Source organism: Pseudomonas sp. GP01-A4, from assembly GCF_058780865.1.
Genome location: NZ_JBYSWF010000016.1, coordinates 1 through 14,430 on the forward strand (window position 1 = coordinate 1; position 14,430 = coordinate 14,430).

The following is a 14,430-nucleotide window of genomic DNA, read 5'->3' on the forward strand; positions in this document are numbered from 1 at the left end:
TGCGCTTCCGATCTCTCGTTAGCGGGAGGCGAATTCTACAGCGTTACACGCTGCTGTCAACACCTCTTTTTCTCCGCCTTCGACCGAGAAGATCGAAACGTTAACAAGGCCAAACAACACTGCCTTACTAACTCCTTCTGGGCTTCGATGATCTGAAGCAGCTCGCTGTCGAAACCTACATAACTCTTTGTTTACCAAGGAGTTTTCCGTTTCGACTGCGCCGGAAGTGGGGCGAATTATAGACAGATATAAAACGCCGTCAACAGTTAATTTCAGGTTTATTCGGATTTAAGCGTAATACGCGCAAATGCCTTCTTGCCGGCCTGGCAAACGTGGGTCGCGCCCAGTTCGTATATAAAGGTGCGATCGACAACCTCACCATCTATACGTACACCGCCAGACCCCAGAAGGTCGCGCGCCACCGCCGAGTTCTTCACCAGGCCCGCCTTATTAAGGACGGCAGCGATCGGCATTGCCTCGCCAGCAGTCAATTCAATCTCAGGCAGATCATCCGGCAGCTCGCCATCCTTCATACGGTTACCCGCAGCACGGTGAGCACTGGCCGCAGCCTCTTCACCATGGAAGCGCGCAACAATCTCTTCAGCCAGCTTGATCTTCACATCCCGCGGGTTAGCCCCAGCTTCCACTTCAGCACGCAATGCATTGATCTCATCCATCGAGCGGAAACTCAACAGTTCGAAGTAACGCCACATCAGCGCATCCGGAATCGAAACCAGCTTGCCGTACATCACACCCGGCGCTTCCTGGATACCGACATAGTTACCCAGGGACTTGGACATCTTCTTGACGCCATCCAGCCCTTCCAGCAACGGCATCGTCAGAATGCACTGAGCCTCTTGCCCATACGCACGCTGCAGCTCACGCCCCATCAGCAGGTTGAACTTCTGATCAGTACCGCCCAGCTCGACATCGGCACGCAACGCCACCGAGTCATACCCTTGAACCAATGGGTACAGGAACTCATGGATAGCGATCGGCTGATTAGTGGAGTAGCGCTTATCGAAGTCATCGCGCTCGAGCATGCGAGCAACGGTGTACTGGGACGTAAGACGAATGAAATCCGCCGGCCCCATCTGATCCATCCAGGTGGAGTTGAAGGCCACCTCGGTCTTGGCCGGATCAAGAATCTTGAAGACCTGGGTCTTGTAGGTCTCGGCGTTATCGAGAACCTGCTCACGGGTCAGCGGCGGACGCGTAGCGCTCTTGCCGCTCGGATCGCCGATCATCCCGGTGAAGTCACCTATAAGGAAGATTACCTGATGCCCCAGCTCCTGGAACTGGCGCAGCTTATTAATAAGCACCGTATGCCCAAGGTGCAGATCCGGCGCCGTCGGATCAAAGCCGGCCTTAATACGCAGGGGCTGGCCACGCTTGAGCTTTTCGATCAGCTCAGCTTCGACCAACAGTTCTTCCGCACCACGTTTGATCAGCGCTAGCTGCTCTTCAACCGACTTCATAACAGACCCGCAAGGCTCAGATTCAAAAGGGAACCAACCATACAAGATCAGGGACTAATTACAAGTTTTGCCCTGCGCACGGACACCGTTCAGCAAGCCCAGCGTTCGCAAGCTTGCACCACAGATGATTTGGTTATATTTTATACAGTTATTTCATCTTCATCATGTCATTCATCTTTTCCAATTCATCTTTTCAAAGTCAAAATTACTTATGACCACAGAACCGTCTAAAGCGCCGCCGCTTTACCCGAAGACCCACCTGCTCGCCGCAAGTGGGATCGCCGCCCTTCTGAGCCTGGCACTCCTGGTATTTCCTTCCAGCGACGTAGAAGCCAAACGAACAACCCTAAGCCTTGACCTTGAAAGTCCGGTTGAGCAACTGACACAAGATCAAGACGCTTCCGACGCACTTCAAGCCACAAATGGCGCAGCCGAATCGCCGTTTGCCCAGATCGAAAGCAGCGCCGAAGACACCAAGGAAACCGCGCAGGCCGAACCTGCGGTAGTAGAGGCACCCAAGAACCCGCTGCACCGGGAAGTCATTGTTGCCAAGGGCGACACCCTTTCGACCCTGTTCGAAAAGGTCGGCCTCCCCGCCGCGACGGTCAACGATGTACTGGCAAGCGACAAGCAGGCCAAGCAATTCACCCAACTCAAGCATGGCCAGAAGCTTGAATTCGAACTGGCGCCCGACGGCCAGTTGACCAACCTGCACAGCAACGTCAGCGACCTGGAAAGCATCACCCTGACCAAAGGCGCCAAGGGCTTTGCGTTCAACCGCATCACCACCAAGCCGGTCATGCGCTCCGCCTATGTACACGGCGTGATCAACAGCTCGCTGTCGCAGTCCGCCGCCCGCGCCGGCCTGTCCCACAGCATGACCATGGACATGGCCAGCGTGTTTGGCTACGACATCGACTTCGCCCAGGACATTCGCCAGGGTGACGAATTCGACGTGATCTACGAACAGAAGGTCGCCAACGGCAAGGTCGTCGGCACCGGCAACATCCTCTCTGCGCGATTTACCAACCGTGGCAAGACCTACACCGCCGTGCGCTACACCAACAAACAAGGCAACAGCAGCTACTACACCGCCGACGGCAACAGCATGCGCAAGGCGTTCATCCGTACCCCGGTTGACTTCGCCCGTATTAGCTCGCGTTTCTCGATGGGTCGCAAGCATCCAATTCTGAACAAAATTCGCGCTCACAAAGGCGTCGACTACGCCGCCCCGCGTGGCACGCCGATCAAGGCTGCCGGTGACGGCAAGGTCTTGCTGGCTGGTCGCCGTGGCGGCTACGGCAACACCGTGATCATCCAGCACGGGGCCACCTACCGCACGCTGTATGGCCACATGCAAGGTTTCGCCAAGGGCATCCAGACCGGCGGCAACGTCAAGCAGGGCCAGGTGATCGGTTACATCGGCACTACCGGGCTGTCCACCGGCCCGCACTTGCACTACGAGTTCCAGGTCAACGGCGTGCACGTCGACCCACTGGGCCAGAAGCTGCCAATGGCCGACCCCATCGCCAAGGCCGAGCGCGCTCGCTTCCTGCAGCAGAGCCAGCCATTGATGGCCCGCATGGACCAGGAGCGCTCGACTCTCCTGGCTTCGGCGAAGCGCTAAGCCATGTCGCTCTATATAGGTGTGATGTCCGGGACCAGCCTTGATGGCTTGGACATTGCGCTGATCGAGCAAGGCCCGGCGATCAAGCTGATCGCCACCCACTACATCCCCATGCCTGAATCCCTGCGTTCCGAGCTGCTTGGCCTGTGCGCCAGCGGCCCGGACGAGATTGCCCGTTCGGCGCTCGCGCAGCAGAACTGGGTGACGCTTGCCGCCCAAGGTATTCACGCCCTACTCGATCAGGAGAACCTCAAGCCCCAGGACATTCGAGCGATTGGCAGCCACGGCCAAACCATTCGTCACGAACCTGCACGGGGTTTTACCGTGCAGATCGGCAACCCGGCGCTGCTCACCGAATTGACGGAAATCACCGTCGTCAGTGATTTCCGTAGCCGCGATGTCGCCGCCGGAGGCCAAGGCGCCCCGCTGGTGCCTGCATTTCATGAGGCACTGTTTGGCGAGCGTACGGGCAACCGCGCCGTACTGAATGTGGGCGGTTTCAGCAACCTCAGCCTGATCGAGACCGGCAAACCGGTCGCGGGCTTCGACTGCGGCCCGGGGAATGTCCTGCTGGATGCCTGGATTCACCAGCAACGCGGCGAGAACTTCGACCGCGATGGCCAGTGGGCTGCCAGCGGGAAGGTTGAACCCCAGCTACTCAAGGCATTGCTCAGCGATCCGTTCTTTGTGACCAAGGGGCCAAAAAGCACCGGTCGCGAAGTCTTCAACCTGGGATGGCTTGAGCATCACCTGGGACGATTGCCGCCATTCGCAGCCCAGGACGTGCAAGCCACATTGCTCGAGCTGACTGCCCTGACCATCGTCGAATCCCTGCAAACCGCCCAACCACAGACCGAAACCCTGCTGGTCTGCGGCGGCGGCGCCCACAACGCAACCTTGATGAGCCGCCTGAGCGCCCTGCTGCCGGCGACCCAGGTCAGCAGCACCGCCACCTGCGGCGTAGACCCTGACTGGGTCGAAGCCATGGCGTTCGCCTGGCTGGCCCATTGCTGTCTGGAAGGCATCGCCGCCAACCGCCCCAGCGTCACCGGCGCCCGCGGCCTTCGTGTACTCGGCGCGATCTACCCCGCCTGAATCCCACACAGCAAAACGCCGCTTGGCCCTATCAAGGCCAAGCGGCGTTTTTATATCCGCTGTCGATCAGATCGAGAACGAAGACCCGCAACCACAAGTGGTGGTGGCATTCGGGTTCTTGATCACGAAGCGCGAACCTTCCAGACCTTCCTGATAGTCCACCTCGGCTCCTGCCAGGTACTGGAAGCTCATCGGATCGACAACCAGGCTGACGCCCTCGCGCTCAACGATGGTGTCGTCATCGGCCACGTCTTCATCGAAGGTAAAACCGTACTGAAACCCTGAACAACCGCCGCCCGTAACAAATACGCGCAGCTTCAAGCGATCATTACCCTCTTCATCGACCAGGCTCTTCACCTTGTGCGCAGCACCGTGGGTGAATTGCAAAGCCGTGGGGGTGAAGGATTCAACGCTCATGCTGATAATCTCCCGGCGTAGCGCCGCCATATGCGTGATGGCGGGCATTATCCGCTTCTCCTAGAAAAGCGGTCAACTATTGTTACGGTATATCAATCTGCGCAGCGGCCATTAAAAACACGAAAGGCCCGATCAACGGGCCTTTGCGCAACAGCAGAAAATTTACGGCAGCATGCCCGCGTGGGACAGGCCCAGCTTCTCATCCAGGCCAAACAGGATGTTCATGTTCTGCACAGCCTGGCCCGAAGCGCCCTTGACCAGGTTGTCGATGACCGACAATACCACCACCAGGTCACCATCCTGTGGACGATGCACTGCGATACGGCACACGTTGGCACCGCGCACGCTGCGGGTCTCCGGGTGGCTGCCCGCCGGCATCACATCGACGAACGGCTCATTGGCATAGCGCTTTTCAAACAGCGCCTGCAGGTCTACCGAGCGATCAACGACTGTCGCATACAGTGTGGAGTGGATCCCGCGGATCATCGGTGTCAGGTGCGGCACAAACGTCAGGCCGACATCCTTGCCCGCAGCACGACGCAGCCCCTGGCGAATTTCCGGCAAGTGACGATGGCCTTTGACTGCATAGGCTTTCATGCTTTCCGACGTCTCGGAGTAAAGCGAACCTACAGCGGCCCCACGACCAGCACCGCTGACGCCCGACTTGCAGTCAGCAATCAGCCGCGATGCATCCGCCAGCCCGGCTTCCAGCAATGGCAGGAAACCCAACTGCGTAGCGGTCGGATAGCAACCCGGCACAGCGATCAGGCGTGCTTGCTTGATCTGCTCACGATTGACTTCCGGCAGGCCGTACACCGCCTCTTCCAGCAACTGCGGTGCACCGTGAGGCTGGCCGTACCACTTGGCCCACTCATCGGCGTCCTGCAGGCGGAAGTCTGCCGACAAGTCGATCACCTTGGTGCCGGCGGCCAGCAACTCGCCCGCCAGGGCATGGGCCACACCGTGAGGCGTGGCAAAGAACACCACATCACACGCGCCCAGGGTCTTGATATCCGGAACGCTGAACGCCAGGCCGTCATAGTGGCCTCGCAGGTTCGGGTACATATCGGCCACAGCCAGGCCGGCCTCGGATCGGGAAGTGATCACCACCACCTCAGCTTGCGGATGCTGAGCCAACAGACGCAGCAATTCGACACCGGTGTAACCCGTGCCGCCGACGATACCGACCTTGACCATAAACCTGCCCTCAACGAACCCACTGGAAAGCCGTCGATAATAGGGTTCGTATCGTCCTGCGACAACCTTCAACATGACGTGTAGACGCAAGAGCCACTACTATCTTCAGCTACCGTGAACCTGGGAATAACTAAAAATGCTTTATCTATGGGTCAAAGCCTTTCATATCGTCAGCATCGTCTGCTGGTTTGCCGCGCTGTTCTACCTTCCGCGCCTGTTCGTCTACCACGCCCAAAGCGAGGACACCATCAGCAAGGAACGCTTCAGCGTGATGGAGCGCAAGCTGTACCGCGGCATCATGGGCCCGGCGATGATCGCCAGCCTGGTGTTCGGCGGCTGGCTGATCTACCTCAACCCGGCCATCTTTCAATCCGGCGGGTGGATCCACGCCAAGTTGACTCTGGTAGTACTGCTCATCGGCTACCACCATATGTGCGGCGCGCAGGTAAAACGTTTCGCCCGTGGCGAAAACACCCGCAGCCATGTCTTTTATCGCTGGTTCAATGAAGTGCCAGTTCTGATATTGCTGGCTATCGTAATTTTGGTCGTGGTCAAACCGTTCTAATCTCTATTACTCGGGGTACTTCCAATGTCGCTGCCCGCTTCGCTCGAACACAGTCTGCGCCTGCCCGTCGTGGCTGCACCGATGTTTCTGATCTCCAACCCGCAACTGGTGCTGGCCTGCTGCCGCAACGGGATCGTCGGCAGCTTCCCTGCCCTCAACCAGCGGGAAAGCAGCGGCTTCAAGGCGTGGCTGGAAGAAATCGAAGCGGGCCTGGCGCTGCTGGATAACCCGGCGCCCTATGCGGTCAACCTGATCGTGCACAACAGTAACCCGCGGGTGGAAGCTGACCTGGCGATCTGCGTCGAGCACAAGGTGCCGATCGTCATCACCAGCCTGGGCGCGGTGAAAGAATTGGTAGACGCGGTGCATAGCTACGGCGGCCTGGTATTCCACGATGTCACCACCCGGCGCCACGCCGAAAAAGCCGCTGAAGCCGGCGTCGATGGCCTGATCGCCGTTGCGGCGGGCGCCGGTGGCCACGCCGGCACCTGGAGCCCGTTCTCGCTGATCGCAGAAATCCGTCAGTTCTTCGACAAAACCCTGCTGCTCGCCGGTTGCCTGAACCACGGCCACGAAATCCTCGCCGCGCAACTGCTCGGCGCCGACCTGGCCTATTTCGGCACGCGTTTTATCGGCACCACCGAAAGCCATGCCCCGGATGCCTATAAAGAGATGCTGCTCACATCGCGCGCCGCCGACATCGTGCACACTCCAGCCGTCTCCGGTGTTCCCGCAAGCTTCATGCGCCAGAGCCTGGAAAATGCCGGTTTCGACCTCGCCGCGCTGCAAGGCAAGGGTGAAGTCAATTTTGGCTCCAAGCTCAAGCCACTCAACGACGAAGCCAAAGCCTGGAAGACCGTGTGGTCCGCCGGCCAGGGCGTCGGAGAGATTGATGATTTGCCCAGCGTCGATGAACTCGTGGCCCGCCTGGATGCCGAATACCGCAAGGCGCTCGAGCATGCGGCACAATTGCCTGAACGCTGGCCACGCTGATCCGCGATCCAAAGCCTGCTGATCAAGGCAGGCCTCCCCTATTCAAGTGACAAGGATGCCCGCATGAGCGACAACCGTTTCAAGATTGTATTTGATGGCGCATTGCTCCCGGGTGTCGAAAGCACCACCGCCAAGCTGAACCTCGCCGAGTTGTTCAAAAGTGATGTCGACGCGATCGAAAAGCTTTTCACCGGCCGCCCGGTCGCGCTGAAACGCGACCTTTCCCGCGCCGATGCCGAGACCTATCTGCAAGCGCTGAAAAACGCCGGGGTGGATGCGCGGATAGAAGAAGAGCAGCCGGTCGCCTTCAGCCTTGCCGAAACCCATGAAACGGACTCCGGCAGCGCGACTGACTACACCCGCCCCGCCGCATCGCCTTACGCCCCGCCCCGAGCCGCGGTTGGCGAGAACCTGCCGGAGTTTTCCACCCTTAAGGTATTCACCGTCAACGGCCGGATCGGACGCCTGCGCTTCCTGGCGTGGACGCTGGTGCTGAGCGTGGTGATCCTCCTCGTCTCCAGCGTGTTCTTCACCGTCGGACTTGGTATCGCTGCGGTCTCTCCGACGATTGCCATGGTCATTGGCTTCCTCGTGGGGATTGCCATACTCGTGGCCGCTGTGTGGGTCAGCGTACAGATCACCGTGCAGCGCCTGCATGACCTGGGCTGGTCCGGCTGGCTGTGGTTCCTGCACCTGGTGCCCTTCGTTGGCAGCATCTTCCCGATCCTGCTGATGGTCCTCCCCGGTAACACGGGCGCAAACCAGTACGGCGCGCCACCACCGCGTAACTCCACTGCGGTGAAAATCCTCTCCGCATTGTGGCTCGCATTCATTCCGCTGGTATTTGCCGGCGCGGTGTTGGTTGGCATGAGCGGCTACCTGGATCAACTGGAAAGCGATGTAGGTGGCAGCTACGAAAGCAGCTCCATCAACTCCGATGACGACAGCGACCAGGCCACCACCGTCGATGAAGTCGATGTGCAAAGTGCTGACGACACAGCCGAACCTGTAGACTCTACGCAACAGTGAAAAACGCCCGACGCCTGTGACGCCTCTGTCACAGGCCCGGTAGCGTTGCGATGGAGAAACGCATGACCCGTTACGCTCTGATCACCGGTGCCTCCAGCGGCATCGGCCTGGCCTTGGCCGAAGCACTGGCCCGTCGCGGCCGCAGCTTGATTCTGGTGGCCCGCCAGCGTGATCAGTTGGAAAGCATTGCAATCGAATTGACTCAGCGCTTCGGCGTCGAGGTGCTGTTCCGCGCCTGTGACCTGGGCGAGCCCCTGCGGCTCTCCGGGTTCCTGCTGGAACTGGAAGAAGGCGAGCGGCAGATCGACCTGCTGGTCAACTGCGCCGGCATCGGTACCAGCGGCCCGTTCCTGGCGCAGGACTGGATGACCGAGCAGGACCTGATGGAGGTCAACATCCTCGCCCTGACCCGCATGTGCCACGCCCTCGGCAACGCCATGGCCCTGCACGGCGGCGGGCAGATTCTCAACGTCGCGTCGGTTGCCGCGTTCCAACCCGGCCCGTGGATGAGCACTTACTACGCCAGCAAGGCCTACGTGCTGCACTTTTCCGAAGGCTTGCGCGAGGAACTGAAGACCTGCGGCATCAAGGTTTCCGTCCTTTGCCCCGGCCCGACCCGCACCGCATTCTTCGGCACCGCCCAAATGGACACCGCCAAGCTGGATCGCAGCCAACAGTTGATGAGCCCGGAAGAAGTCGCGCTCTACACCGTGCGTGCGCTGGCCAGGAACAAAGCCATCATCATTCCCGGCCGGCGTAATCGCTGGCTGGCATTCAGCCCGCGCCTGAGCCCGCGCTGGCTGACCCGCAAAATCGCCGGCGCGATCAACAAGGCCTATTGCCCGCGCTGATCGCCTGAGTACACTCACCCTGCACTTTCACAATGGAGAAACAGCTGTGGATACTCTGTTCACCAAGATCATCAACAGAGAAATACCCGCGAAGATCATCTACGAGGATGACCAGGTCCTGGCGTTCCACGACATCGCGCCAATGGCCCCGGTGCACTTCCTGGTGATCCCGAAAAAGCCGATCCGCACCCTTAACGACCTCACCGAGGAAGACAAGGCACTGGCCGGGCATATCCTGTTCACCGCCCAGCGCCTGGCGGTGGAGCAAGGCTGTGAAAAGGGCTTCCGTGTGGTGATGAACTGCAATGAAGATGGCGGGCAGACCGTTTATCACATCCATATGCATGTGCTGGGTCAACGCCAGATGAACTGGCCGCCGGGCTGAGCACTACCTGTGGCGAGGGAGCTTGCTCCCGCTGGGCTGCGTAGCAGCCCCAAAAAAGGAGAGCGCTGCGCACTCCAGCGGCAGCAAGCTCCCTCGCCACACAAGCAATTTGACCCAGCGCAAACGCGTCCCCCTCTCTTGCGGTAAACTGGCCGCCGAGATTCTTCCCGGAGGTCAGCATGACTACCCAACGTCACTACTCGCCGATTGATCGTCTGTTGCTGCAAGCCGATACGGCCATGCGCACGCTGCTGCCATTCAGCGGCCAACCGCACCGCCCGTCGCCCGCCATCGTGCGGCCCGAAGCGCAGATGAGCGAGACCGACACCCGCCACGTCGCCGGCCTGATGCGTATCAACCATACCGGCGAGGTCTGTGCCCAGGCGCTGTACCAGGGCCAGGCCCTGACCGCCAAGCTGCCGCAAGTGCGCGCTGCGATGGAACATGCCGCCGAAGAAGAAATCGATCACCTGGCCTGGTGCGAACAACGCATTCGCCAGTTGAACAGCCATCCGAGCGTGCTGAACCCGCTGTTCTACGGCTTATCGTTTGGCATTGGTGCGGTGGCCGGGCTGATCAGCGACAAAGTCAGCCTGGGTTTTGTGGCCGCCACCGAGCATCAGGTGTGCAAACACCTCAATGAACACCTCGAGCAACTGCCGGCTGAAGACGAAAAGTCCCGGGCGATTCTTGAGCAGATGCGCATTGATGAAGAACATCACGCCGAAAGCGCGCTGGACGCGGGCGGCTTCCGCTTCCCGGCACCGGTGAAATTTGGCATGAGCCTGCTGGCCAAGGTCATGACCAAAAGCACGTACCGCATCTAGTTTCAGCAGAAAACAAAAAAGGGCGCTATCAAGCGCCCTTTCTTTTTGCCTGCCGATTGAAGAATCAGCCCAACTCAATGATCTCGTAATCATGAGTGATGGCAACGCCCGCAGCGCCCAGCATGATCGAGGCCGAGCAGTACTTCTCTGCCGACAACTCGATGGCCCGCTTGACCTGGGCTTCTTTAAGCGCCCGGCCCTTGACGACAAAGTGCATGTGGATCCTGGTAAACACCTTCGGGTCTTCGGTGGCACGCTCGGCTTCCAGGAATGCTTCGCAGCTTTCCACCGCCTGGCGGGACTTCTTCAGGATGCTCACCACATCGAAATTGCTGCAACCGCCTACACCGAGCAGGAGCATTTCCATCGGGCGTACGCCCAGGTTGCGGCCACCGGCTTCCGGCGGGCCGTCCATGACCACCACGTGGCCACTGCCCGACTCACCGAGGAACATGGCTTCGCCCGCCCATTGGATGCGTGCCTTCATCGCCCAGACTCCACTGCTAAAAAAGGGTCGCCAGCTTAGCACAGCACTTTGGGCCGGCAGCGTTTCCCATGAAAGCGATCAACAGCAGGGTTTGCTGGGTAAATTCCCTAATGAAGTCAGAATGTGTCTGTTAAGCTGGCGCCAAATCAATGGCGCATTGCCATCCATTGGATGATGTAGCTTAGCCGTTGATCGCGCTGGATAAAAAAACAAGCTCACCAACACCGTGCAGTCTTTTCGGGATACAACCATGGTTGCTATTACTCCCACACCCAAAATCAAGAACCTCGACAAACTGCTGATGCATTGTCAGCGCCGGCGTCATCCAGCCAAGCACAACATCATCTGCGCGGGCGAGCGCTCGGAATCCCTGTTCTTCATTATCAAAGGCTCGGTCACCATCCTGATCGAGGATGACGATGGTCGCGAAATGATCATCGCCTACCTCAATACCGGTGATTTCTTCGGTGAACTCGGGCTTTTCGAACAAGCCGGCAAGGAACAGCAACGCAGTGCCTGGGTGCGGGCCAAGGTCGAATGCGAAGTCGCCGAGATCAGCTATACGAAATTTCGCGAACTGGCCCAGCAGGATCCCGACATTCTGTACGCCCTGAGCGGCCAGATCGCACAGCGCCTGAGAGACACCACGCGCAAAGTCGGCGACCTGGCGTTCTTCGACGTCACCGGCCGGGTTGCCCGCTGCCTGCTGGAGTTGTGCAAGCAACCGGACGCCATGACCCATCCCGACGGGATGCAGATCAAGATCACCCGCCAGGAAATCGGGCGGATCGTCGGTTGCTCAAGGGAAATGGTTGGCCGTGTGCTCAAGGACCTGGAGGAACGCAACCTGGTGCATGTCAAAGGCAAGACCATGGTGGTCTTCGGTACGCGTTAAACCGGCAGGAAACTCGCAAGCATCTGACGGTACAACGTATCAAGCCGGGCAATCGCATCTGGCGCCGCAAAGGCTTCGTGCAGGGCGATGTGGCTTTCGGCGCGCACCCGTTGTTCCAGGCCGCACGCTTCATTGAAGCGATTGACCGCGGCGATCAATTCGACGCGATCGTCATCCAGCAGCAACGCACCATGCACCAACCCCACCGGGCGCCCGCCACTCTGGCGCCAGCGCTGGGCGGTACCGACCATTTTGCGACCATCAAGGTTGACGTTGTAGCGACCGTCGCAAAACGCACCGTCGATCTCGCCCACCGACGCGTTGCCACCCAACTCGGTCAGCAGGTCGCAAATCGGCTGGCACAGACGCTGGTAGCCGGTTTCGATACGGCCCTGGTCACCTTCACTGCGTGGTGGCGCGTAGACCAACGCGATATTGACCGTGGCTGCCGATTGCGGAACAGGCTCACCGCCCGTTTCCCGCAGCAGCACCGGCCAACCGGCATCTGCCGACACCTGGCTGGCGGTCTCGAATGCCGGAAGGCGGCTCAAACGACGAGGCATCACCAACGCCTGATCGCTGGGCTGCCAGAACAGCAGGCCGAACGGTTGCTCGCCGGCACAGACCGCGGCGAGCAAATCCTGCTCGGCCTTAAGGCCTGCCTCGACCGTCATCGCCGCCGGCTGGGTCATGATCAATCCAGGGTCGAGCCACTGACGGCAACGCCACGCTCCGGGAAGAACAGGCGCTGCAATTCAGCCCCCGGGTTCTCGGCACGCATGAAGGTTTCGCCGACGAGGAACGAGTACACGCCGCTGATTTCCATCAGTTCCACATCGGCGCGATTGACGATGCCGCTTTCGGTGATCACCAACCGGTCGCGCGGGATGCGCGGCAACAGGTCGAGGGTGTTTTCCAGGCTGACTTCGAAGGTGTGCAGGTTGCGGTTGTTGACGCCCACCAACGGTGTGTCGAGGGTTTTCAACGCGCGTTCCAGTTCATCACCGTCGTGCACTTCCACCAGCACGTCGAGGCCGACGCTCTTGGCCACGGCCGCCAGTTCAGCCATTTTCACGTCATCCAGTGCGGAGACGATCAACAGCACGCAATCGGCGCCCAAGGCACGGGCTTCGACGATCTGGTAAGGGTCGACCATGAAGTCCTTGCGGATCACCGGCAGCGAACACGCCGCACGTGCTTGCTGCAGGTACAGGTCGGAACCCTGGAAATAGTCGATATCGGTCAACACCGAGAGGCACGTCGCGCCGCCCTTCTCGTAGCTTTTGGCGATGTCTTCAGGGATGAAGATCTCGCGGATCACGCCCTTACTCGGCGAAGCCTTCTTGATTTCAGCGATAACGGCCGGCTGTTTTTCCTTGGCCTGCTTGATCAGCGCATTGGCGAACCCACGCGGTGCATCAGCGGTTTTCGCCAGGCCTTCCAGCTCAGCCAGGCTGACCCGGGCACGGCGCTCGGCGACTTCTTCTGCCTTGCGGGCCAGGATTTTTTCCAGAACGGTCGGAACACTCATCCTTCATTCTCCACTTTGAACACCGCAGTAAACGCACCCAGTTCTTCGAGCTTTTCGCGCGCCAGCCCGGTATGCAATGCATCATGAGCGAGGGCAACACCCTCTTTAAGACTGTAGGCGTGATCCGCGGCGTACAGCGCCGCACCGGCGTTGAGCACAATCATTTCTGCGGCTTTCTGGCCGTTTTCGGTCTTGCGGCGTCCCAGGGCATCGCGAATCAGTTCAAGGGAGGCGGCCGGGCTTTCTACTGCCAGGCCGTGCAGGCTCTGGCTTTTCATGCCGAGGTCTTCTGGCTCGACCCAATACTCGGTGACCTGGTCGTTCTTCAACTCCGCCACGAAGGTCGGTGCCGCCAGGCTGAACTCGTCGAGGCCATCCTTGGAGTGCACCACCAGCACGTGCTTGCTGCCCAGGCGCTGCAGGACTTCAGCCAATGGCCGGCACAGCGCCTGGCTGAACACGCCCACTACCTGATGCTTCACACCGGCCGGATTCGTAAGCGGGCCGAGCATGTTGAACAGGGTACGCAGGCCCAAGTCCTTGCGCGGGCCGGCGGCGTGTTTCATCGCGCCGTGATGGGACTGGGCAAACATGAAGCCGATGCCGACATGATCGATGCAGCGCGCCACTTGTACCGGGGTCAGGTTCAGGTAGATACCTGCTGCTTCCAGCAAATCGGCGCTGCCGCTTTTACCCGACACCGCGCGGTTACCATGCTTGGCCACGGTGCAGCCGGCAGCGGCCACCACAAAGGAAGAAGCCGTCGACACGTTGAAAATGTTCGCACCGTCGCCGCCGGTGCCGACCACGTCGACCACGCCGTCGAGGGTCTTGAGTTCAACCTTGTCGGCCAGCTCACGCATGACCGACACAGCGCCGACGATTTCGTCGATGCTCTCGCTCTTCATGCGCATGGCCATCATGAACGCGCCGATCTGCGCGTCGGTGCATTGACCGGTCATGATCTCGCGCATCACATCGCTCATTTCAGCGGTGCTCAGGTCCAGATGGCCGACGATACGGCTCAGGGCAGTCTTGATATCCATGAAAAGT

General features: G+C 59.7%; 16 protein-coding genes. 9 read left to right on the plus strand and 7 right to left on the minus strand.

The annotated features are described in order from the left end of the window. Positions 1–278: 278 nt before the first annotated feature. Positions 279–1,478, minus strand: coding sequence for a tyrosine--tRNA ligase (gene tyrS / locus AC3WKX_RS11920; RefSeq protein ID WP_003210928.1), 1,200 nt, complete (start codon positions 1,476–1,478; stop codon positions 279–281). 211 nt (positions 1,479–1,689) lie between these two features. Between tyrS and AC3WKX_RS11925 the strand changes: the two genes are divergently transcribed. Continuing rightward, positions 1,690–3,105, plus strand: a complete 1,416-nt coding sequence (locus AC3WKX_RS11925) for a peptidoglycan DD-metalloendopeptidase family protein (protein ID WP_003210931.1) — start codon at positions 1,690–1,692, stop codon at positions 3,103–3,105. A gap of 3 nt (positions 3,106–3,108) precedes the next feature. Further along, a complete protein-coding gene (locus AC3WKX_RS11930) occupies positions 3,109–4,200 on the plus strand; it encodes an anhydro-N-acetylmuramic acid kinase (RefSeq protein ID WP_102606493.1) in 1,092 nt (363 codons plus the stop codon). 66 nt (positions 4,201–4,266) lie between these two features. Here AC3WKX_RS11930 and erpA read toward each other — a convergent pair whose 3' ends face one another. Together erpA and argC are read right to left on the minus strand one after the other, a co-directional pair. Next, on the minus strand, positions 4,267–4,617 hold the full coding sequence (gene erpA, locus AC3WKX_RS11935) for an iron-sulfur cluster insertion protein ErpA (RefSeq protein ID WP_003176443.1): 351 nt from the start codon (positions 4,615–4,617) through the stop codon (positions 4,267–4,269). Positions 4,618–4,779: 162 nt separating this feature from the next. Next, entirely contained in the window at positions 4,780–5,814 is a 1,035-nt protein-coding gene (gene argC, locus AC3WKX_RS11940; protein ID WP_003210935.1) for an N-acetyl-gamma-glutamyl-phosphate reductase, read from the minus strand. A 136-nt stretch (positions 5,815–5,950) separates the two neighbouring features. Here argC and hemJ point away from each other — a divergent pair, with 136 nt between their 5' ends. The 6 genes from hemJ (at position 5,951) to coq7 (ending at position 10,464) form a co-directional block, all read left to right on the plus strand. Continuing rightward, positions 5,951–6,379, plus strand: coding sequence for a protoporphyrinogen oxidase HemJ (gene hemJ, locus AC3WKX_RS11945; protein WP_003210937.1), 429 nt, complete (start codon positions 5,951–5,953; stop codon positions 6,377–6,379). Positions 6,380–6,403: 24 nt separating this feature from the next. After that, on the plus strand, positions 6,404–7,372 hold the full coding sequence (locus AC3WKX_RS11950; protein WP_003210939.1) for an NAD(P)H-dependent flavin oxidoreductase: 969 nt from the start codon (positions 6,404–6,406) through the stop codon (positions 7,370–7,372). 63 nt (positions 7,373–7,435) lie between these two features. Then, positions 7,436–8,401, plus strand: a complete 966-nt coding sequence (locus AC3WKX_RS11955; RefSeq protein ID WP_003210940.1) for a DUF805 domain-containing protein — start codon at positions 7,436–7,438, stop codon at positions 8,399–8,401. Between the two features lie 62 nt (positions 8,402–8,463). After that, on the plus strand, positions 8,464–9,252 hold the full coding sequence (locus tag AC3WKX_RS11960; RefSeq protein ID WP_003210941.1) for an SDR family NAD(P)-dependent oxidoreductase: 789 nt from the start codon (positions 8,464–8,466) through the stop codon (positions 9,250–9,252). A 46-nt stretch (positions 9,253–9,298) separates the two neighbouring features. Further along, complete coding sequence (locus tag AC3WKX_RS11965) at positions 9,299–9,637, plus strand: histidine triad nucleotide-binding protein (RefSeq protein WP_003210943.1); 339 nt, start codon at positions 9,299–9,301, stop codon at positions 9,635–9,637. A 179-nt stretch (positions 9,638–9,816) separates the two neighbouring features. Next, entirely contained in the window at positions 9,817–10,464 is a 648-nt protein-coding gene (gene coq7, locus AC3WKX_RS11970) for a 2-polyprenyl-3-methyl-6-methoxy-1,4-benzoquinone monooxygenase (protein ID WP_003210945.1), read from the plus strand. A 64-nt stretch (positions 10,465–10,528) separates the two neighbouring features. Here coq7 and AC3WKX_RS11975 read toward each other — a convergent pair whose 3' ends face one another. Beyond that, positions 10,529–10,951 (minus strand): OsmC family protein, encoded by a 423-nt coding sequence (locus tag AC3WKX_RS11975; protein ID WP_003210947.1) that lies wholly within the window; start codon positions 10,949–10,951, stop codon positions 10,529–10,531. Positions 10,952–11,201: 250 nt separating this feature from the next. Here AC3WKX_RS11975 and crp point away from each other — a divergent pair, with 250 nt between their 5' ends. Further along, the gene (gene crp, locus AC3WKX_RS11980) at positions 11,202–11,846 is read left to right on the plus strand and encodes a cAMP-activated global transcriptional regulator CRP (RefSeq protein WP_003210949.1); all 645 of its coding nucleotides are present in this window, start codon (positions 11,202–11,204) and stop codon (positions 11,844–11,846) included. On the opposite strand, the gene AC3WKX_RS11985 is transcribed toward crp, so the two are convergent. From AC3WKX_RS11985 to trpD, 3 genes are read right to left on the minus strand one after another with little or no spacing between them, the layout of a single operon-like run. Next, the gene (locus AC3WKX_RS11985; protein ID WP_102606384.1) at positions 11,843–12,538 is read right to left on the minus strand and encodes a lipoate--protein ligase family protein; all 696 of its coding nucleotides are present in this window, start codon (positions 12,536–12,538) and stop codon (positions 11,843–11,845) included. The genes crp and AC3WKX_RS11985 overlap by 4 nt on opposite strands. Before the next feature lie 2 nt (positions 12,539–12,540). Continuing rightward, entirely contained in the window at positions 12,541–13,377 is an 837-nt protein-coding gene (gene trpC / locus AC3WKX_RS11990; RefSeq protein WP_102606385.1) for an indole-3-glycerol phosphate synthase TrpC, read from the minus strand. Beyond that, positions 13,374–14,423 carry an anthranilate phosphoribosyltransferase gene (trpD, locus tag AC3WKX_RS11995; protein WP_003210955.1) on the minus strand — a complete coding sequence of 350 codons (1,050 nt, stop codon included), beginning with the start codon at positions 14,421–14,423 and terminating at the stop codon, positions 13,374–13,376. Before trpD ends, trpC begins: the two co-directional genes overlap by 4 nt. Between the last annotated feature and the right edge of the window lie 7 nt (positions 14,424–14,430).